The following is a 19,775-nucleotide window of genomic DNA, read 5'->3' on the forward strand; positions in this document are numbered from 1 at the left end:
TGCTACTCCTGGAAAGCAAAAGCCGGCTGCGCGGCGGCCAGGCGGCGGCGCAGGTCGGTGGTCACCGGATCGACGGGCCAATGCCGCGCCCCGAGCCGAGCCACGGGCAGGATACCGCGCACGGCATTGCAGAGAAAAACCGCATCGGCGCTTTCCACGGTTTCCCGGCCCATGACCGTGACTTCCATACGGTCCTCGTGCGCGAGCAACCAGTCGCGGGCGATGCCGGCGACGCCGGCCAAAGCCAGATCCGGCGTGCGCCAGATGCCGTCGATACGCGCGAACACATTGGCCGCCGTGGCGCAGACCACCCGTCCGGCGGTGTCGCACAGCAGCCCCTCGAAAATATCCGGATCCGACCACTCGGACCGTGCCAGCACATTTTCGAGGCGATTGAGATGCTTGATGCCCGCCAGTGCCGGCTGCACTGCCATCGGCGTGTCGCACCAGCGCAGCGCGATGTGCGCAGGCGCGGGCGGCGGTAACGGATGCAGGGACAGCACGCAGGTCGGTCGCGGATCGGCGGGCGGCGCATACCCTCGCCCGCCGCTGCCGCGGGTGAGCACGAGCTTGAGCACGGCGCGATCCTGCCCGGCGCAAAGCGACCGCGCCTCCGCCAGGAGCGGCGCTTCTTCCGGCAGAGGAATGCCGAGTCGCTGCGCGCCATAGGCCAAACGCCGCCAATGCTCGGGCCACCACACCGGCTCGCCGGCATGCACAAGGATCGTTTCGAACAGGCCGTCGCCATAGTTCAGGCCACGATCATCGGCGGCGATCGCGTCCACGCGCTCGTGACCACGGAAAATACGCACGCTCATTCGCCGACTCCCAGCGCGCGCAACAGCCCGCGGGCCTTCGCACGCGTTTCCAGCAATTCCGATTCCGCCACCGAATCCACGACCAGGCCCGCGCCGGCACGCAGTTGCAGATGCACGCCCGACAACCAGGCGCTGCGGATGAGGATGTTCAGGTCCAGGTCGCCATCGCGATTGAGATAGCCCAGCGCACCGGTGTAGGGGCCGCGGCCTTCGTCCTCGAGCTCGGCAATGATCTGCATGCAACGCACTTTCGGACAGCCGGTGATCGTGCCGCCCGGGAACACCGCGCGAATCACCTCGCCGGGCGTGACCTCGTCGCGCAGATCGCCGCTGACGTTGGACACGATGTGGTGGACATGCGTGTAGCTCTCGACGGTCATGAGCTCGTCGACATGCACGCTGCCTGCCGTGCAGACGCGACCGAGATCGTTGCGTTCGAGATCGATCAGCATCACGTGTTCGGCACGCTCCTTGGGATGGCCGACCAGTTCGCGGATGCGCGCCTGGTCGTCGTCGCCGGGAAAACGCGGTCGGGTGCCGGCGATCGGGCGCGTCTGCGCGACGCGGCCGCGTACCGACACCAGGCGCTCGGGCGAGGAACTCGCCAACGCCCAGTCGTCGAAAGAGAGCAAGCCGGCGAACGGCGCGGGATTGGCTTCGCGCAGTCTCGCGTACCAGGCGGCGGCTTCCGGCGCTTCGGCGAACTCCGCGCGCCAGGCACGGGAAAGATTGACCTGGAAAACATCGCCGGCGCGCAGGTACGCGTGCACGCGCGCGACGCCATCGAGGAAGGCGCTGTCGGCATCCTCGCGAATGCGGACCGGCGGCTGCCAGGGCGCCATCGGCGGCAATTGTCGGGCGGCGGCCATATCCTCGAGCAAATCATCGAGCAGAGATTCGAAGCCCGTTTCCGCGACCGCGAAACACTCGCCATTGGTGCGATCGCGCAACAGCGCGCCGGGGCATCGCAGGGCCAGAGCGACCGGCAAAGGTCCGGGCGCGACCGGCAGGCGCAACACCGGCTCGACCTGCGCGGCCAGCTCGTAGGAAAGATAGAGCGCCCAGCCGCCGCGGAACGGCGCGGAGCCGTCGCCGTGCGCAATGCGCTGACCACGCCAATCGGCATCGAGCGCATCGAGGAAATCCCCCGCCACGGCGCTGCCGTCCAGACGACGCACCTGGGCGTCGCCGTCCAGGCGCAGTCCCTCGCCGTTGGCGATGAGCAACAGATCCCAGCGCGACAACGCGTTGCCGCCCGCGACGCTTTCCAGCAGCAAGGGGTAACGCTCGCGGCGTGCGCGATGCAGGGAGAGAAAGTCGACCTGCGCGGGCAGCGCGCGCCGGATCATCATCGCGGGCCGCCCGGATTCCTGACGGTCAGACGCGCTTGAATACCAGCGTGCCGTTGGTGCCGCCGAAACCGAAGCCGTTGGACATGGCGACGTCAATCTTCTTTTCGCGCGCGATGTTCGGCACGTAGTCCAGGTCGCAACCTTCGCCGGGATTGTCGAGATTGATCGTCGGCGGAATCACGCCGGTGTGCAGGGCCATGATCGAGAACACCGCCTCCACGCCGCCCGCGGCGCCGAGCAGATGGCCGGTCATGGATTTGGTCGAGCTGACCATGGTCTTGTAGGCGTGATCGCCGAGCGCGCGCTTCATCGCCAGCGTTTCGGCCAGATCGCCGAGCGGCGTGGACGTGCCGTGGGCGTTGAGGTATTCGACCTGATCGGGATTGATGCCGGCGTCGCGCATCGCCATCGCCATGCAGCGCGCCGGACCGTCGCCGTTTTCGCTGGGCGCGGTCATGTGGAACGCGTCCGAACTGGCGCCGAAGCCGGCCAATTCGCAATAGATGCGGGCACCGCGCGCTTTCGCCGATTCGTATTCCTCGAGCACGAGGATGCCGGCGCCGTCACCGAGCACGAAACCGTCGCGGTCCTTGTCCCAGGGGCGGCTGGCGCGCGTGGGATCGTCGTTGCGCGTGGACATCGCCTTCATCGAGCAGAAGCCCGCGACCGAGGTCGGCGTGCAGCCATGTTCGGCGCCGCCGGCGATCATGATGTCGGCGTCGCCGTACTGGATCATGCGCATGGCCATGCCGATCGAGTGGTTCGACGTGGCGCAGGCCGATACGGCGGAAAAATTCGGGCCCTTGATGCCCTTGATGATGCACAACTGGCCGGAGACCATGTTGATGATCGTGCTCGGCACGTAGAACGGCGAGACCTTACGCGGGCCGCCCAGGTGCAGGTCGACCGCCGTCTCTTCGATGCCGCGGATGCCGCCGATACCCGAGCCGATGAGCACGCCGGTGCGCTCGGCATTGTCTTCGGTGATCGTCAGGCCGGCGTCTTCCATCGCCATCAACGAGGCGGCCAGGCCGTAGTGGATGAACGTGTCCATCTTCTTGACGTCTTTCGGACTCAGCCAGGCTTTCGGATCGAAATCCTGGACCTCACCGGCGATGCGCGTGTTGTAGGCGCTGGCGTCGAAATGGGTGAGCGGACCGATGCCCGAGCGGCCGTTGACGATGCCGTCCCAGGCGCTGGCGAGGGTATTGCCGACCGGAGAGACGATGCCCATTCCGGTGACGACGACGCGACGTTTGCTCATGGCTTGGCTCCGCTGGGATAGTCGCGCGGCACGCCGCGCGTTCGACGCAAAGTACAGACGGACGGTGCCGACTGCAGGGCATACGCACCGGCACGGTCGCCGGATGCCGGAAATACGCAGGGCCGCGCATGCGCGGCCCCGGGTATTCGACGCTGCTCGGCGATCAGGCCTTGACGTGCGCCTTGATGTAATCGATCGCCTGCTGCACGGACGTGATCTTCTCGGCTTCTTCGTCCGGGATCTCGCACTCGAACTCTTCTTCGAGGGCCATCACCAGCTCGACGGTATCGAGCGAGTCGGCGCCCAGATCGTCGACGAACGAGGCGTTATTGGTGACTTCGTCTTCCTTGACGCCAAGCTGTTCAATGACGATCTTCTTGACGCGTTCTTCGATGGTGCTCATGGATCAATCTCCTCCCGGAGGGATACGAACGGGCGCATTGTAATCATATGCCGGCCCCGGCGAGCGCCTTTTGCCGCCGGGCCCCTGATACTAGGGCGGTTATTTTACCTTAATTCGTTCGCATGCAATGGCTTAGGCCATGTACATGCCACCGTTGACGTGCAGGGTCTCGCCGGTGATGTAGGCCGCGGCCGGGCTGGCCAGGAAAGCCACCGCTTCGGCGATGTCGGACGGGGCACCGAAGCGGCCCAGCGCGATCTGGCCCTGCATGGCGTCCTTCTGGGCTTCGGGCAGTCCCTGGGTCATGTCGGTTTCGATAAATCCGGGTGCGACCACGTTGACGGTGATGCCGCGGCTGCCGATTTCCTTGGCCAGCGATTTGGAGAACGCGATGATGCCGGCCTTGGCCGCCGCGTAGTTCGCCTGGCCGGCATTGCCGGTCAGCCCGATCACCGACGCGATGGAAATGATGCGGCCCTTGCGCGCCTTCATCATGCCGCGCATGACCGCCTTGGACGTGCGGTAGACCGAGCTGAGATTGGTGTCGAGGATCGCGTTCCAGTCCTCGTCCTTCATGCGCATCAGCAGCTGGTCGCGCGTGATGCCGGCATTGTTGACGAGGATGGAGACCGGCCCGAACTCACTGCCGATCGCGTCGACGAGGGCTTCGACGGCCGCGCCATCGGTGACATTGAGCACGCGCCCGGCGCCGCCGGACGCCGAGAGGCGCTCGTCGATCGCTTTCGCGCCAGCGTCGGTGGTCGCAGTCCCGATGACTTTCGCGCCGCGCGCCGCCAACAGATTGGCGATCGCGGCGCCGATGCCGCGGCTCGCGCCGGTGACCAGGACGATTTCGCCGGAGAGTGAATTGCTCATTGGATTGCTTCCTTCTTGATGCCGTCGCGACCTGGATCGCTCTTGCTTACCTTCTTAAGGGGCTGCGAATGCGGCGAGTGCCGCATCGAATTCCGCCGGCGTGCCGATCGCGCGGGCATCGAGCGACTTGTCGATGCGCTTGGCCAAACCGGCGAGCACCTTGCCCGGACCACATTCGACCAAGTGTGTCGCACCGCCTGCGACCAGCGTCTGCACGCATTCGGTCCAGCGCACCGGAAGATAGAGCTGGCGGACCAGCGCATCGCGAATCGCCTCGACCGAGTCATGCGCACGGGCATCGGCATTCTGCACCACCGGTCGGTCCGGACGCTGCCACGACATCGAGGCCATGACCTCGCCCAACTGCTGCGCCGCTTCGCGCATCAGCGGCGTATGCGACGGCACGCTGACGGCCAGCTTGACGATCTTGCGCACGCCACGCGCACCGAGTTCGGCGATCGCACGGTCGACCGCGCCGGCGCTGCCGCCGATGACGACCTGACCGGGCGAATTGAAGTTGGCAGGCACCACGACGCCGTCGCCGGAGACCTGCGCGCAGACTTCCGCGACCAGTGCATCTTCGGTGCCGAGTACGGCCGCCATCGCGCCCGTCCCTGCCGGCACCGCGGCCTGCATGAGGCGGCCGCGTTCGCGCACGAGCTTGGCGCCGTCGGCCAGCGAAATAGAACCGGCGGCGACCAGCGCGGCGTACTCGCCGAGGCTGTGCCCGGCGAACTGTGCCGGCGATGCACCGCCCTGAGCCGACCACAGGCGCCACACGGCGATACTCGCGGCGAGCAAGGCGGGCTGGGTGAATTCGGTCTGGTTGAGCTGTTCTTCCGGCCCCTGCTGCGACAACGCCCACAGGTCGACGTCGCAACCGCGCGACGCTTCATCGAAGGTTTCGCGGATCGAAGCATGCGCGGTGGCAAGCTCGGACAGCATGCCCAGGCTCTGCGAGCCCTGGCCGGGGAAAACGAACGCGAGGGTCGGAATCATCGGAAACTTCGCCGTGGAAGATCGCGAATGATACGGGTCAAAACGGGAGATCGTCTGTACCGGGGCGTAGGGCGGCCCCGGTGCGAGGGCGGGCTCAGTAGCGCAGCAGCGCCGAGCCCCAGGTGAAGCCGCCGCCGAAGGCCTCGAGCAGCAACAGCTCACCGCGCTTGATCTTGCCCGAACGCACGGCTTCGTCCAGCGCCAACGGCACCGAACCGGCCGAGGTATTGCCGGTGCGATCGACGGTGACGATCACGCGATCCATCGACATCTGCAAGCGCTTGGCGGTCGCTTCGATGATGCGCAGATTGGCCTGGTGCGGAATCAGCCAGTCGAGATCGGACTTGTCGAGACCGTTGGCATCGAGCGTTTCGTCGACGACCGAGTCCAACGCCTTGACGGCGTACTTGAATACGTCGCTGCCGCTCATCATGACCTTGACGCCGCAGTTGGGCAGCGAGGCATCGAAACCGACCGAGACGCCGACCGGGTTGTACAGCAGATGCTTCTTGCCGCCGTCCGCATGCAGGTGCGTGGACAGAATGCCCGCTTCGCTGTCGGCCTTGAGCACGACGGCGCCGGCGGCATCGCCGAACAGCACGCAGGTGGCGCGATCGGTCCAGTCGACCATGCGCGTGAGCGTTTCTGCGCCGATGACCAGGGCGTTCTTCACCGAACCGGTCTTGATGAACTTGTCGGCGACGCTCAGCGCGAAGATGAAGCCCGAGCATGCGGCATTGACGTCGAAGGCCGCGCAGCCGTTGGCGCCGAGCCGGTGCTGGACCAGGCAGGCGGTGGACGGAAAAATGATGTCGGGCGTCGTGGTGCCGACGACGATGAGTTCGATGTCGGCGGCATCCAGGCCCGCGGCTTCCAAGGCGCGCGTGGCCGCATGGAAGGCGAGATCGCTGGTGGTTTCGCCTTCGGCAGCGACATGACGCTCGCGGATGCCGCTGCGGCTGACGATCCATTCGTCATTGGTGTCGACCATCTTTTCAAGATCGGCGTTGGTCAGCACTTTCTCCGGCAGATAGCTGCCGGTGCCCGCAATGCGCGAATAAATGGTCATCAACACCGCTCCCACGTCGTGGCCGGCTTCGGACCGGCCAAAAAGCACGCGGCGGGACTGGGCCCGCCGCGTTCAGGATACTGCCAGCCCGCCTAGGCGGACAGCGGCATCACTCTTCGACTTCAACCGCCGACTTGACGTCCACGACCTTGCGGCCGCGGTAGAAGCCGTCCTTGGTCACGTGGTGACGCAGGTGGGTCTCGCCCGTGGTCGGGTCGGTGGCCAGCTGCTTGGCGGTAAGGGCGTCGTGCGAACGGCGCATGCCGACCTTGGACGGGGTTTTGCGGGACTTTTGAACGGCCATGGGCTTTCTCCAACTACTTGTTGCGGTCTTTCAACGCGGCGAGCGCGGCGAAAGGATTGGGTTTTTCGTCTACTTCGAATTCTTCCGGCCAGTGTTCGGCCTCGATTTCGATCGAATCCGGGTTGATCGGCACCACCGGCAGCGCGAGGATCAATTCATCCTCGATCAGATCGATGGCACGCAACTCACCGTGTTCATTTACCAGCAGCGGTTCCATTTCCTCGGGCAGCGCGCTTTCCTGCGCTTCCTCGGTGATCAGTCCCAAACGCTGCACCACGCTGACCGGCTGCAGGTAGCGCTCCAGGGTGCGCTGACACAGCAGGGGCAGCTCGGCGTCGGCGCGAACCTCGACATAGGCGAGATTCAGGTCGTCACGACCGAATTCCAACTGGAAACGGCAGTTACCCTCGGTGTCCACCAGGCTCTGTTTCAGCCGGGGGAATGCAGACAGAGGAAACGTACCTTCGAAACTCCGCCGGGCCGTCACCATGCGCCAAGCGTCGAGCACAGGGGGCATGGGTGCGGACATAAGCGGCGCATTGTAGGTGCGGCCAACCGCCCTGTCAAACCAAAAACCCCAGGACTGGCGGGGGCTTGGAAGGGGTTTGCGGGGCTTGCTCGGGCTGGTGCAGACTGCCGGCAGTTCTACGGAAACCCCACATGCTCGTCCCTCTGTTGATCCTCGGCCTGGTCCTCGTGGCCGTCGCCCTGCCCCTGTGGCAGCGGCGCCGACGCCTCGTGCACCGCCAGGGCACCCTGACCCGCATCCTGGACCTCGCCGACGAGGTCGAACGCCTGCTCAACCGCAGCCAGGAACGCATGACCGCGATGCAATCCCTGCTGCATCGCGTTCCGGACGACATCGGCGCGATCGCCCAGGCCTCGCTGGAAAGCGGCCTGCCGATCCGGGAAGCCAAGCGCGACGTGCTCCAGCACCGCCTGTGGATCCAGAAACACGGCGAAACAGCGACCCAGGCCGAGCTCGACACCGCCTGCGCCGCGCTGGACCGGGCCAGGCTGCGCATCAGCGGCGAGCTCGAGGACCTTGAAAACGCTGGCGCGGAACTGGCCATCGCCACCAAGGCCGCCGAAGAAGCCGCCCAGCGCGAGCCGGCCGCCCTGCGCCGGCAACAGGAGCCCTGAGTGCTGGTTCTCGCCTCCACGTCGATCTACCGTCGCGACCTGCTCGCCCGCCTGGGCCTGCGCTTCGACGTCGCCCGGCCGGAAGTCGACGAAACGCCGCTGCTCAACGAAAGCCCGATGAGCCAGGCGCAGCGCCTGGCCGAAGCCAAGGCGCGCGCGGTCGCCGAACGCAATCGCGACGCCTGGGTGATCGGTTCCGACCAGGTCGCCGAGCTCAACGGCCAGTCCCTGGGCAAGCCCGGCAGCTTCGAACGCGCCGCCGACCAGCTCGCCGCGGCCTCGGGGCAGCGTGTGCTGTTCCACACCGCCGTCAGCGTCTTCCGGCACAACGACAAACGCACGATGCGTTTTTGCGATCTGACTGTCGTGCAGTTCCGCAGTCTCGGCAGCGCCGAGATCGAACGCTACCTGCACGCCGAACAGCCTTACGACTGCGCCGGCAGTTTCAAGTCCGAAGGGCTGGGCATCACCTTGTTCGAGTCGATCGAATCGCGCGATCCCACCGCGCTCATCGGCTTGCCGCTGATCGCGCTGGCCAAGGCCCTGCGTCAGGCGGGACTGACACTGCCCTAGGGCCGGTCCGCCCCCGCCGCGATGCGGATCGTCTGCGCCGGCCAGACTTCGACACTGCCGTTCTTGCCGTACAGCACCAATCCCAGGCGGTGCTTGCCTGCGGGCAGCGCACTGGCATCCACGACGGCATCGAAGCCGACTCGCGGCTGCTGCGGATCGGTGGAGATTTTCCAGTAGCCGGCGACCTGCGGCATCGCGCGGCCGTAGTCCGCGTCCGCCACCGGCTGTCCGTCGAGCGTGATCACCACGCGATCGATTCCCGCCCCGTCCTTGAATGCCCAGCCGGAGACGGCGAAGGAACTGCGCAAGACCTGCTTGCCCGTCGGCGCATCGATCCACGCGAGCGCCGGCGTGATGCAGTGCTGCTCAGTACGCGATGCCGATGCCGGTGGTGCGAACAGCAGATAGCGTTGCCGGCCGCGATCGAATTCGATGACGTCCGCCGCCGTCAGTCCGCCCATCTGCGCGCAGAGCGCGTGATAGGCCTGCAGACGTTGTTTCATCGAGACGGCCCCATCGTCGACGACCAGCCAGGTCGGCGGTCCTGATACGCGGTCGGCCGCGTTCCATTGCACTCGCCATTGCGCCAGTTGTGCGGCGCGTCCGTGTCGATGGTTGTGCGGGTGATCGAGCACGAGGATGTCCGCGCGATCGAGCGCGAACGCGAGCTGGGCGGCGATCTCGAAATTGTCGGCGACGATGCGCGCATCCGCGGGCAGGGATTTTTTTCGCAACGCATCCACGACCGGCGCGATGCCGGCGAAATCCTGCGGATAGAACCCGGTCGTGGCGAGACGTTTGCGCCATGCCGGCACGCTCGCCGCCATCAGCCAGACCAGTACCGAGGCCAGCCCGAGTCCGGCGACCGCGTTCGTGGCGACGGCCCATCCGCGCGTGTGCGGACGATCCAATCCCGCCAGCGCGATCACCAGCACCAGCCAGCCCGCCAGCGGCCAGTGAAAACTCACGCGTTCGGCGTCGGCGAAAAAACCCAGCACGAAATAACCGGCAACCGACACCAGGCCGATGCCGAACAGCAGTCCCCACGGACCGTCGGGATCTTCGCGCCGACGCCGTTGCAATCCGACGCCCGCCAGCAAGGCGAATACGAACAGCAGCGGCGTCACCACCAGGGCCTGGATCGGCAGCCAGGTCAGCGCCGAGAGATGCCAGGACCAGGGATTGCGTTCGAGCACCTGGAAGCGCCAGCCGGCGCCGGCATGATCGAGATTCCACAGCAGCAACGGCAACCAGGCCAGCGCGCCGACGGCGAGCGCGAGCCACAGGCGGGCATCGCGCAGCAAGCGGCGCGAGCGCGCATCGCAAACCAGACCAAGCAATCCGGCCAGCACGACGATCGCGAACCGGTAATGGCTGAATCCGCCAACCACCAGACCCACGGTCAAGGCCAGCCAGCCCGCCACCGAAACGCGCTCACGCAGCTGCGCGATGCCGTCCAGGCACAACAAGGCCGCCAACAGCAAGGGCACATCCGGCATCGCCAACACACCCGTCAATCCGGCGAGCGGCATCAACAGCGCCCATAGACCCGCACGCCATCCCGCTTCCGTGCCGAACCAGCGCGCCGCGATGCGCACCACCAGCCAGGGCAAGGCCGCACCAATGACCAGAAACAACGCGCGCACCGCCAGCACCTGCCCGCCGGCCATCGCACGACCCAGTCCGATCAGCCAGGCGGTCATACCTGGCAGGTCGGAATACGCCCAGGCCGGATGACGCGATTCCCAGGCGTAGAAAGCCTCGTCCACGAATAAGGGCAGGCGCGCGGCCAGGGCGATTTTCGCCAGACTCAACACGCTCCACAGCGCGATGAACTTCACGCGCAAAGAACCACGATTCATGCCAGCATCCCGTCACCATCCCCGTCGATCGATCCGGATTCCCATGCCCGCGCAGGCCATCCACGCCGCCATCCTAACCGACCCCCTGCGCGAGGCCCTGACGGCCGCGACCGCGCAAATCAATTCGCTGGTGCTGGGCAAGCCGCGGGAGGTGCGGCTGGCCCTGACCACCCTGCTCGCCGGCGGTCATCTGCTGATCGAGGATCTGCCCGGGCTGGGCAAGACGACGCTCGCGCGCGCGATGTCGGCGACCCTGGGGCTGGATTTCCAACGCATGCAGTTCACCTCCGACCTGCTGCCGGCGGACATCCTAGGCGTGTCGATCTTCGATCCGGTCGCGCGCGAATTCCGTTTCCATTCCGGTCCGGTGTTCACGCAATTGCTGCTCGCCGACGAAATCAACCGCGCGCCGCCGCGCACGCAAAGTGCGCTGCTCGAAGCGATGGCCGAACACCAGGTCACCGTCGATGGCGTCACGCACTCTCTTCCGCAACCGTTTTTCGTGATCGCCACGCAGAACCCGGTCGATCTCGCCGGCACCTTCCCCTTGCCCGATTCCCAGCTCGATCGCTTTCTGCTGCGCCTGCAGTTGGGCTATCCCGATGCCGACGCCGAGAAGGCGATGCTGTCGGGCAGCGACCGCCGCGAAATGATCGCGCAGGTAATGCCGAAGCTGTCGACCGACGAAGTCATGGCGCTGCGCCAGGCAGTCGGGCACGTGCATGCCAGCGAGGCCCTGGTCGCTTATGTGCAGGCACTCCTCGCCGAGAGCCGACGTCATCGCGGCGTCCGGGTCGGTCTGTCGCCGCGTGCCGGCCTGGCCCTGCTGCAGGGTGCGCGTGCGCATGCGCTCATCGGCGGACGCAGCCATGCCTTGCCGGAGGACGTGCAGGCGCTGTTTACCCAGGTCGCGGCGCACCGCATCGTGCCCGAGGCCGAATCGGACTCGCGCGACAAGCTCGCCAGCTCGATCCTCGTCTCGGTCGCCGTGGACTGACGGTGGCGGCGATGCGCGATGGCGTCGAGCGCTTCGGCGATCGGATGGCCGCGTTGGCGCTGGTGCGGCCCAAGCAGCCGGAATCGCTGCCGGTGCGCATTCACCGACGGCGCATCTACATCCTGCCCACGGGCTTCGGGCTGTTCATCGCGGTCGCGCTGGCGACGATGCTGATCGGCGGCCTCAACTACAACAACAATCCGGCCCTGCTGCTGGTATTCGTGCTCGGCGCGGTGGCGCACAACAGTTTCGTGCATGCGCATCTGATCCTCTCCGGCGTGCGCCTTAAAGCCCTGCATGCCGAACCGGTGTTCGCCGGGCAGGCGATGCAGCTCAAGTTCCGCTTCGATGCCGACGGCGCGCGCGAACGGCCGGGCCTGGAATTGTTGTGCGGCGAGACGCACAGCGTCTTCGACCTCGGTGCGAACGAAGAAAAAGAAGTCGTGCTCGAGATTCCTGCGCCGACACGCGGCTGGCTGGAAGTCGGTCGCCTCCGGTTGAGCACCCTGCGGCCACTGGGCATGGCGCGCGCCTGGAGCTGGCTGCGCCCGGACACTCGCCTGCTGGTGTATCCGGCACTCGACACCGACGCACCGGACCTGCCCGAATCGCTCGGCGACGGCGATTCCCCGCGCACGCGCGCGCACGGCGAGCAACCGCATCATCTGCGCGAATACCGCACCGGCGACACGCAACGGCAAATCGCCTGGAAGGCCTCTGCACGCGCCGATCGCCTGCTCGTGCGCGAATACGAGGCGGCGGTTGCGCGCGACATCACGCTGGACTGGACCACGATGCCGCCCCTGCCCTACGAACAGAAAATCCGTCGCCTCGCACGCTGGGTCGTCGAGGCCGAGCGCAGCGGCAGCCGCTACACGCTGCGTTTGCCCGGCCAGCAGGTTCCGGCCGGGCGCGGCGCGGAACATCGTCACGCCTGCCTGCGCGCCCTGGCACTGCTGCCGACAGAAACCGAATCGCGCGCGCCGGAGCGTCCGCGATGATCGAGTCCTTGCCGCGACCGCTGCGCGGGGCCTGCCTGACGGCTGCGGCGGCCTGCGCCTTGCCCTTGCTGATCCAGATGCCCGTCTGGCTGATTCCCGTGCTGATCGCCGTCGGCGCGCTCGGTGCGTGGTCGCAGAAAAAATGGCCCACGCCGCTGCGCGTGCTGGTGATGATCATGATCGGCGGTCTGGTGTTTGCCGCTTTCGGTTTCCGCATCGGGCGCGATACGGCGAGCGCCGGCCTGCTGGCGATGCTGGTGCTCAAGCCCGCGGAAACGTTCAGCACGCGCGACGCGCGCAGCCTGCTCGGCTTCTCGCTATTCGCGCCGTTCACCGCCTTCCTGCAGGATCAGGGACCGCTGACGTTGGCGCTGTGCGTGCCGGCGATGCTGCTGATGCTGATGGCGTGGTCGCTCCTGGTGCAGGACGGTGCCGGCCTGCAGCTGGCGACCCTGCCTCGCCAATTGAAACAGTCGGGCTTCGCCCTGCTCATCGCCGCACCGATGGCCTTGGCGGGCTTCTGGCTGTTTCCACGGCTGGCCTCTCCGCTGTGGGGCCTGCCCCAACTTTCCGCCAAGCGCATGGGCCTGGGCGACCGAATGACGCCGAACGAGTGGCTGGACGTGCTCGTGGACGACTCGCCCGCGCTTCGCGCGCGCTTCCTCGGCCCGGCGCCGCCGCGCGAGCAGATGTACTGGCGCGGCCCCGTGCTCAGCCGCTTCGATGGCGAAGCCTGGACCCGCACCTCGGCGACCGCGTTCGCCGCGCCGCCGGTCCTGCGGCCCGACGCGGCGACGGTTCGTTACGAAGTCATGCTCGAACCGACCGAAAGCCGGGATCTGGTGCTGCTCGACGTGCCGCTCGGCGCCCCGGCGGAAAGCCACCTGACGCGCGAGTTGAGCGCGGTGCGCGACGAGCCCGTCAACAACCTCATCCGCTACGTCGGCGAATCCTCGCCGTCGGCGCGGTTCGAAGGATCGCTCAACGCCATCGAGATGTCTTCGTTGCTGAGCCTGCCAACCGGCCGCGATCCGCGCCTGCGTGCGCGTGCAGTCCAATGGCATGCGCAAACCCCCGATCCCTTGCAGCTGACCGAGCGTTTCCTGCAATGGGTGCGCGCGGATTTCCAATACACGCTGTCGGCACCGCCGGTCGGTTATCACGCCAGCGATGATTTCATGTTCGAGACGCGGCAGGGTTTCTGCCAGCATTTCAGTTCCGCCTACGTGGTGTTCATGCGGGCAGCGGGCATCCCGGCGCGCGTGGTGACCGGCTATGCCGGCGGCCACTACAACCGCGTCGGCGACTACTGGCTGGTGTATCGCAAGGATGCGCATGCCTGGGCGGAAATCTGGATCGAGGGCCGCGGCTGGGTACGCGTGGATCCGACTGCCGCCGTCGCACCGGAAAACATCCTCGACACCATCGACGATCTGCAGGCACAGCAGGGCCTGGGCCCGGACATGCTGCAACCGATGTTCGACATGAGCGACATGCTGCGCCGGGGCTGGAACGAACTCGTGCTGGGCTTCGATTCGGTGCGCCAGCGCAATCTGTTGCGTCCGCTGGGCATTCGCGATGCCGAGGCCTGGCAGCTGGTGCTGGCGTTTGCGGTCGGTGCGGCGCTGGCGTTGGGGCTGACGCTGTGGCTGCTGCTACGCGAGCACAAGGACCGCAGCGATCCGCTGGTCCAGGCCTGGCGGGCGTTCGCCAAGCGCCTGGGCCGCGCCGGCATCCGCAAGGCGCCCAACGAGGCGCCGCTGAGCTACGGCGAACGGGTGGCTGCCTTGCTGCCGGCCAACGCGGACACGGTCCGCCGACTCAGCGGGCGTTATTGCGAATGGCGCTACGCTGGCACGGAATTGTCGGCGACCGAACGCCAGGCACTGATCCGCGAACTGCGCCGCTTTCGGGTCGGCCGCACTCCTCCTGAACAAAGGTGATCGCCATGAAACGCCTGCTGATTCTCGCCCTGCCCCTGCTGCTGATCGGCTGCGTGACCGCGCCCAAACCCTTGCAGGGACAATTCTCGACCCTGCTGCCCGACGAAGCGGTCACGCGCCAGGCCGCGGGCGAGCGCGTGCGTTGGGGGGGACGCGTGGTCAAGGTCGAGCCGCAAGCGGCGCGCAGCTGTTTCGAAGTCGTCGGCGCACCGCTCGATGCTGCCGGACAACCGCGCAAGGTCGATCGCAGCGAAGGCCGCTTCATCGCCTGCCGGACCGGCTTCTACGATCCCGAGGTGTTCCAGGCCGGACGCGAAATCACCATCGCCGGTACGATCGAGGGTTTCGAAACGCGCAAGGTCGGCGACTTCGACTATCGCTATGCGCGCGTCGCCGCCGAGGTCGTCTATCTGTGGCCCGAACGCAAGGATGTCGACGTGATCGTGCATCCGGTGCCGATCTACTGGTAACCGCCCCCTCGGCTCAGCCGAAGTGGGAATCCAGCGGACGACCGGCCAGCAGGTGCAGATGGATGTGGAAAACGGTCTGGCCGCCGTCGCGATTGCAGTTCATCAACACGCGATAGCCGCTTTCGGCGAAGCCCTGCGCCTTGGCATAGGCTGCGGCCGCGAGCATCAGCCGACCCACGACGATGGCATCGCCCGCCGCGACATCATTGAGCGTGCGCACGCCGCGCTTGGGCACGAACAGCACGTGCACCGGCGCCTGCGGCGAAATGTCCTTGAACGCGATCAGGTGCTCGTCTTCGAACACGATGTCGGCGGGAATTTCGCGGCGGATGATCTTGTCGAAAATGCTGTCTGTCGTCTCGGTCATGGCGGCGATCACTCGTTCGCGGAAGCGGAAGGCATGGGCTTCGGCGGCTCGTCTGCCGGCGGTATCGCCGAGCAGTCGCCACCGAGCAATTGACTAAACCCCTGCGCGCGGTAACCCAGCTCGCGCGGATTCTCGTGGGCCACCAGGTATTCGATCAGATGCGCCTCATCGGTGCCGGCATCGAGCACCCAGGCATCCACCGGACCGTCTGGCGTGGACACTGACTCGGTGCCTTTCACGCGCACGATGAATTCGCCCATCCCCTTGTCGTACTGATAGCTCGGCACGCGGTACTCGCCACGTGGTGCGAGCGGCAGCGCGGCGAACATGACGCCGAAGAGATTTCCTTCCCAGACGGGCTGCGGAAGCGCAACGTCGACGGGTTCGGAGACGTCGCCAGAGCCGGTCTTGCTGCCTTGAACGCGATCCGCCGAGTAGTCGAGCACGACGTGCTTCTTGCCATTGCGCACGTTTTCGAAATGGATCGGCTGCAAGGTCTTCGCATCAAGCACGAAGCTGTCGCGCATGTCGAAGCCGCCCTGCCCGACCTGATGCACGAGCACGCGAAGCACGTCCTTGCCGTCCAGGGTCGCGCGCCGGACCGATTGCCGGACCTGTCCGAACGCGCGGGTCTGGCCATCGCGCGTGAGGTTGATGGTGAAACAGGCTTCCTGGGGCGCCAGACGATCCCCCGACGGCAGCGCCGGCGATGAAAGGGCGAGCATGAGCGTCATCGCGATCATCCGAATCTCCGGGTGGTGGTTACAGTCCAGCGTCGGTGCGCGAACCGAACGCATGCGCCAAGGTGCCGCGGTCGACGTATTCCAGCTCGCCGCCCAGGGGCACCCCATGCGCCAGACGGCTGGGTTGCACCTGGAACTGCCGCGCGAGTTGTGCGAGGTAATGCGCCGTCGCCTCGCCTTCGACGGTCGGATTCGTGGCGATGATCAGTTCGCGTATTTCATCCTGCGCCAGGCGCGTGGCAAGCAGGTCCAGACCCAGTTCGCGCGGGCCGATGCCGTCGAGGGGCGAGAGCCGTCCCTGCAGCACGAAATACAGACCGCGATAGCCGGTCGCCTGCTCGATGACCAGACGATCGGCTGGGCTTTCCACAGCGCATAGCAGATGCCGCTCGCGCGACGAGCTCGCGCAGGTGACGCAGAGCTTTTCTTCGCTGAAGTCGCGGCACAATTCGCAGTGACCGATGCGCTCGATCGCTTCGGCCAAGGCACCGGACAGCCGCAGTCCGCCTTCGCGATTGCGCTCGAGCAGGTGATAGGCCATACGCTGCGCGCTCTTCTGACCGACGCCCGGGAGACAGCGCAGCGCATCGATCAACTGATCGAGCAAGGGCGAGCTCAAGCGCGGGCCTGGTCGTCGACCGCGAAAGCCGAACGCAGTTGCATCAGAACAGGCCTGGCAGCTTCATTCCCGGCGGGATCGGCATGCCGGCCGTCGCGGCGGACATGCGCTTGCTGCTTTCGGCATTGGCCTTGCCGACCGCGTCGTTGAACGCCGCGGCGATCAGATCCTCTAGCATTTCCGCATCGGCAAGCACGGAAGGATCGATGCGCACGGCGCGCGTTTCCATCTTGCCGGTGATGGTGATGCTGACCATGCCGCCGCCGGACTGACCGGTGACTTCAAGAGCGGCGAGCTCGGCTTCGGCGCGCTTGAGGTTTTCCTGCATGCGCTGGGCCTGCTGCATCATCTGGGCGATATTGCCACGCATAGTTGTTCTCTCAATCCAGGGGTCGAATGGAATCGGGGACGATGTTGCCGCCCTGCCCGATCAGTTGGCTGACGACGGGGTCAGCGAGAAACGCTGCCTCGGCTCCGGTCAGGCGTTCGCTGCGCTGACGTTCGTTGCGGTTGTGCAAGGTGTCGCCGCTGGCATGCGCCGCCGCCTCGAAGCGAATCTGCGGCGCGGCACCGAGCAAGCTTGACAGCGACTGCGCCAGATTGCGCACCAGGTTGTCGGTGCGCAGATATTCCATGTCCTGCGGCAGCGAGAGCTTCAGCAGGTTGTCGGCATAGCCGACGAAAACGCTGTGCGAAGCCAACTGCAGGCCCGGGCCTTTCAAGCCAGCTTGCGCGATCAGATTCAGCCAGTCGTCGACCGACTGCAGGGCGACCGCAGGCGTCGCCGCTGCGGGCGGCGATGTCGGCGCGAGCTCGCGAATGGCGGGCGCAGGCGCGGCGGGAGCGACGCTCGCCCGCGCCTCGGGCGCGGATCGGGTCGCGGCCGGCGTCGATGCCTGCGCGGCGGGACGCGCGATGACCGCACCCGATGCCTCCGCCGGACGAAACGCCAGCATGCGCAGCAAGGCCATTTCAAAACCGGCGCGCGGACTGGGCGCAATGCCCAGGTCGCGGCGTCCGCCGACGGCCATCTGGTACCACAGCTGCACGAGTTCGGGCGACAGACGGCCTGCGAACGCCGGTGCATCGATGCGCGAGGGCTCGCCCTCGAAACCCGGCACGAGCTGGTACAGCTGGATGCGATGCAATTCGCTGGCGAGGTCTTCCAGGACATGACCGAAATCGGGCGAAAACTGCGCCATCGCTTCGACCTCGGCGATGAGTTTGGCGCCATCGCCATCGCTCAACGCCTGCAACAGTTCGCCGACCTGGGCGCCTTCGACGGTGCCGAGCATCGCGTTGACGCCCGCTTCCTCCAGCTTGCCGCCGGCATTGCTGCTGCCGGTATAGGCGATCGCCTGGTCGAGCAAGGACAAGCCGTCACGAAGGCTGCCGTCGGCCGCGCGTGCCAACAGGTTGATCGCCCCGGCGTCGGCAGCGATGTTTTCCGCCTGCAGGATGCGGGTCATCTGCCCGGCGATTTGCGTCACTTCCAGTCGGCGCAGGTTGAATTGCAAGCAGCGCGACAGCACGGTCACCGGCAATTTCTGCGGGTCGGTGGTTGCCAGCAGGAACTTCACGTGGCCCGGCGGCTCTTCCAGTGTCTTGAGCAGCGCATTGAACGCGCTCTTGGACAGCATGTGCACTTCGTCGATCAGGTAGACCTTGGTGCGGCCGCGCGCAGGCATGTATTGCGCGTTTTCGATCAGGGCGCGCACGTCGTCGACACCGGTATTGCTGGCGGCATCGATTTCCAGCAGGTCCACGAAGCGGCCGGCATCGATGTCCACGCAGGCATTGCACTCGCCGCAAGGCTCGGCACCGGTGCCGCGTTCGCAATTCAGGCTCTTGGCGAAAATACGCGCGATCGTGGTCTTGCCGACGCCACGGGTACCGGTGAACAGAAAGGCGTGATGGACCCGGCCGGTATCGAGGGCATTGGTGAGCGCGCGCACCACGTGTTCCTGCCCGACCAGTTCAGCGAAGCGCCGGGGGCGCCATTTTCGGGCAAGGACGAGATAGGACATGGGGATACTCGACGGGAACCGGGGCATTGTGCCAACCGCCCGCCCCCCGGCCAAGCGCCGCGAAAGCGCGGCTTGTCCGGACTGCCGCGCTCAGGTACAATTTCGCTCTTGTTTCAGGCGCTTACCTCGGTAACGAGACGCGCGGCGGAAACAAATGCGGTAAGAAACGGAGAGGTGTCCGAGTGGTTTAAGGAGCACGCCTGGAAAGTGTGTGTACGGCTTAACCCCGTACCGAGGGTTCGAATCCCTCTCTCTCCGCCAGTTCCTGCAATGACGACTGTTCCAGCAGTTTGCATGAGTTCCACCTGGCGAATTCCCAGTCGCCCGATTTCTATGGTGGCCCTTGTCGGCCCCTCGCGACGATAGGTCGAAAACCCCGCCAGGGCCGGAAGGCAGCAACGGTATTGACTGATTCGGGTGCCGAGACCCGCCGGCAAGGGCTGCCACCCATGCTTACCAGAGACCGCCGCTACCCCAGAGCTTAATAGCTTGCGGGAAAAATGCGCTCGCGTGGTCCGCTACTCTTTCTCAAGCGGATGCAACCAATCCGCTGCCCCATCCGCATAGTGCTCGTGCTTCCAGATCGGCACGCGCGATTTCACCTCGTCGATGATCCAGCGACAGGCTGCGAACGCCGCCTCGCGATGGCCCGCGCTGACGCCGACCCATACCGCGAGCTCACCCAGTGCCAGACGTCCGACGCGATGCACGCAGGCGGCGTCGACGATGGCGAATCGCTGCCGTGCTTCGGCCAGCACTTTCGCGCCCTCGCTTTCCGCCAGCGCCACATAGGCTTCGTAAGTCAGCGCCGCGACCGGTCGCCCCTCATTGATGTCGCGCACCCAGCCTTCGAAACTCGCATAGGCACCGGCCTGCTGCGCCAGCAGTTGCGCGCGCAGGGGCGCGATGTCGAAGGCCGTGTCGGAAATCGAGAAACCGGACATC

General features: G+C 66.2%; 22 protein-coding genes, 1 tRNA gene and 1 other RNA gene. 8 read left to right on the plus strand and 16 right to left on the minus strand.

Annotated features, from left to right (window positions below):
• Positions 1 to 2: 2 nt before the first annotated feature.
• The 9 genes from pabC to G467_RS0101330 all read right to left on the minus strand — a co-directional run bounded on the left by pabC (position 3) and on the right by G467_RS0101330 (position 7,614).
• Positions 3 to 818, minus strand: a complete 816-nt coding sequence (gene pabC / locus G467_RS0101290) for an aminodeoxychorismate lyase (protein ID WP_022967930.1) — start codon at positions 816 to 818, stop codon at positions 3 to 5.
• On the minus strand, positions 815 to 2,170 hold the full coding sequence (locus G467_RS0101295) for an aminodeoxychorismate synthase component I (protein WP_022967931.1): 1,356 nt from the start codon (positions 2,168 to 2,170) through the stop codon (positions 815 to 817). The genes pabC and G467_RS0101295 overlap by 4 nt, the downstream gene beginning before the upstream one ends.
• Before the next feature lie 25 nt (positions 2,171 to 2,195).
• On the minus strand, positions 2,196 to 3,434 hold the full coding sequence (gene fabF, locus G467_RS0101300) for a beta-ketoacyl-ACP synthase II (RefSeq protein WP_022967932.1): 1,239 nt from the start codon (positions 3,432 to 3,434) through the stop codon (positions 2,196 to 2,198).
• A gap of 163 nt (positions 3,435 to 3,597) precedes the next feature.
• Entirely contained in the window at positions 3,598 to 3,837 is a 240-nt protein-coding gene (gene acpP, locus G467_RS0101305; RefSeq protein ID WP_022967933.1) for an acyl carrier protein, read from the minus strand.
• Positions 3,838 to 3,969: 132 nt separating this feature from the next.
• Complete coding sequence (gene fabG / locus G467_RS0101310; protein WP_022967934.1) at positions 3,970 to 4,713, minus strand: 3-oxoacyl-ACP reductase FabG; 744 nt, start codon at positions 4,711 to 4,713, stop codon at positions 3,970 to 3,972.
• 54 nt (positions 4,714 to 4,767) lie between these two features.
• Positions 4,768 to 5,712 (minus strand): ACP S-malonyltransferase, encoded by a 945-nt coding sequence (gene fabD / locus G467_RS0101315; protein ID WP_022967935.1) that lies wholly within the window; start codon positions 5,710 to 5,712, stop codon positions 4,768 to 4,770.
• A 94-nt stretch (positions 5,713 to 5,806) separates the two neighbouring features.
• On the minus strand, positions 5,807 to 6,787 hold the full coding sequence (locus G467_RS0101320) for a beta-ketoacyl-ACP synthase III (protein ID WP_155844805.1): 981 nt from the start codon (positions 6,785 to 6,787) through the stop codon (positions 5,807 to 5,809).
• Between the two features lie 103 nt (positions 6,788 to 6,890).
• Positions 6,891 to 7,085, minus strand: a complete 195-nt coding sequence (gene rpmF / locus G467_RS0101325; protein ID WP_022967937.1) for a 50S ribosomal protein L32 — start codon at positions 7,083 to 7,085, stop codon at positions 6,891 to 6,893.
• A gap of 13 nt (positions 7,086 to 7,098) precedes the next feature.
• Complete coding sequence (locus tag G467_RS0101330) at positions 7,099 to 7,614, minus strand: YceD family protein (RefSeq protein WP_026802252.1); 516 nt, start codon at positions 7,612 to 7,614, stop codon at positions 7,099 to 7,101.
• A 131-nt stretch (positions 7,615 to 7,745) separates the two neighbouring features.
• Between G467_RS0101330 and G467_RS0101335 the strand changes: the two genes are divergently transcribed.
• Together G467_RS0101335 and G467_RS0101340 are read left to right on the plus strand one after the other, a co-directional pair.
• Positions 7,746 to 8,228: a hypothetical protein gene (locus G467_RS0101335; RefSeq protein WP_022967939.1), complete on the plus strand. Its 483-nt coding sequence runs from the start codon at positions 7,746 to 7,748 to the stop codon at positions 8,226 to 8,228.
• Positions 8,229 to 8,801: a Maf family protein gene (locus G467_RS0101340; RefSeq protein WP_022967940.1), complete on the plus strand. Its 573-nt coding sequence runs from the start codon at positions 8,229 to 8,231 to the stop codon at positions 8,799 to 8,801.
• On the opposite strand, the gene G467_RS0101345 is transcribed toward G467_RS0101340, so the two are convergent.
• A complete protein-coding gene (locus G467_RS0101345; RefSeq protein WP_022967941.1) occupies positions 8,798 to 10,663 on the minus strand; it encodes a glycosyltransferase family 39 protein in 1,866 nt (621 codons plus the stop codon). The two genes, G467_RS0101340 and G467_RS0101345, sit on opposite strands and share 4 nt — an antisense overlap.
• Positions 10,664 to 10,706: 43 nt before the next feature.
• On the opposite strand from G467_RS0101345, the gene G467_RS0101350 reads away from it, so the two are divergent.
• Genes G467_RS0101350 through G467_RS14975 form a run of 4 tightly spaced genes read left to right on the plus strand, consistent with a single transcriptional unit; the run spans position 10,707 to position 15,074 of the window.
• The gene (locus G467_RS0101350) at positions 10,707 to 11,660 is read left to right on the plus strand and encodes an AAA family ATPase (RefSeq protein ID WP_022967942.1); all 954 of its coding nucleotides are present in this window, start codon (positions 10,707 to 10,709) and stop codon (positions 11,658 to 11,660) included.
• An 11-nt stretch (positions 11,661 to 11,671) separates the two neighbouring features.
• The gene (locus G467_RS0101355) at positions 11,672 to 12,661 is read left to right on the plus strand and encodes a DUF58 domain-containing protein (RefSeq protein WP_022967943.1); all 990 of its coding nucleotides are present in this window, start codon (positions 11,672 to 11,674) and stop codon (positions 12,659 to 12,661) included.
• Positions 12,658 to 14,604: a transglutaminase TgpA family protein gene (locus tag G467_RS0101360; RefSeq protein ID WP_022967944.1), complete on the plus strand. Its 1,947-nt coding sequence runs from the start codon at positions 12,658 to 12,660 to the stop codon at positions 14,602 to 14,604. The genes G467_RS0101355 and G467_RS0101360 overlap by 4 nt, the downstream gene beginning before the upstream one ends.
• A 5-nt stretch (positions 14,605 to 14,609) precedes the next feature.
• Positions 14,610 to 15,074 (plus strand): Slp family lipoprotein, encoded by a 465-nt coding sequence (locus G467_RS14975; protein ID WP_022967945.1) that lies wholly within the window; start codon positions 14,610 to 14,612, stop codon positions 15,072 to 15,074.
• A gap of 13 nt (positions 15,075 to 15,087) precedes the next feature.
• On the opposite strand, the gene G467_RS0101370 is transcribed toward G467_RS14975, so the two are convergent.
• Genes G467_RS0101370 through dnaX form a run of 5 tightly spaced genes read right to left on the minus strand, consistent with a single transcriptional unit; the run spans position 15,088 to position 18,830 of the window.
• Positions 15,088 to 15,441 (minus strand): histidine triad nucleotide-binding protein, encoded by a 354-nt coding sequence (locus tag G467_RS0101370; RefSeq protein WP_022967946.1) that lies wholly within the window; start codon positions 15,439 to 15,441, stop codon positions 15,088 to 15,090.
• 8 nt (positions 15,442 to 15,449) lie between these two features.
• Positions 15,450 to 16,184: a DUF3108 domain-containing protein gene (locus tag G467_RS0101375; protein ID WP_022967947.1), complete on the minus strand. Its 735-nt coding sequence runs from the start codon at positions 16,182 to 16,184 to the stop codon at positions 15,450 to 15,452.
• A gap of 19 nt (positions 16,185 to 16,203) precedes the next feature.
• Positions 16,204 to 16,803, minus strand: coding sequence for a recombination mediator RecR (recR, locus tag G467_RS0101380; RefSeq protein ID WP_026802254.1), 600 nt, complete (start codon positions 16,801 to 16,803; stop codon positions 16,204 to 16,206).
• Between the two features lie 43 nt (positions 16,804 to 16,846).
• Positions 16,847 to 17,173, minus strand: a complete 327-nt coding sequence (locus G467_RS0101385; RefSeq protein ID WP_022967949.1) for a YbaB/EbfC family nucleoid-associated protein — start codon at positions 17,171 to 17,173, stop codon at positions 16,847 to 16,849.
• A 10-nt stretch (positions 17,174 to 17,183) separates the two neighbouring features.
• The gene (dnaX, locus tag G467_RS0101390; protein WP_022967950.1) at positions 17,184 to 18,830 is read right to left on the minus strand and encodes a DNA polymerase III subunit gamma/tau; all 1,647 of its coding nucleotides are present in this window, start codon (positions 18,828 to 18,830) and stop codon (positions 17,184 to 17,186) included.
• Between the two features lie 168 nt (positions 18,831 to 18,998).
• Between dnaX and G467_RS0101395 the strand changes: the two genes are divergently transcribed.
• Both G467_RS0101395 and ffs read left to right on the plus strand, forming a co-directional pair.
• Positions 18,999 to 19,091 (plus strand) — tRNA-Ser (locus G467_RS0101395).
• 82 nt (positions 19,092 to 19,173) lie between these two features.
• Positions 19,174 to 19,270, plus strand: an RNA gene (ffs, locus tag G467_RS17750) — signal recognition particle sRNA small type.
• 78 nt (positions 19,271 to 19,348) lie between these two features.
• Here ffs and G467_RS0101400 read toward each other — a convergent pair.
• Entirely contained in the window at positions 19,349 to 19,774 is a 426-nt protein-coding gene (locus tag G467_RS0101400) for a molybdenum cofactor biosynthesis protein MoaE (RefSeq protein ID WP_022967951.1), read from the minus strand.
• Position 19,775: the final 1 nt, after the last annotated feature.

Origin of the sequence: Arenimonas oryziterrae DSM 21050 = YC6267 (assembly GCF_000420545.1) — a bacterium.
Taxonomy (GTDB): domain Bacteria; phylum Pseudomonadota; class Gammaproteobacteria; order Xanthomonadales; family Xanthomonadaceae; genus Arenimonas; species Arenimonas oryziterrae.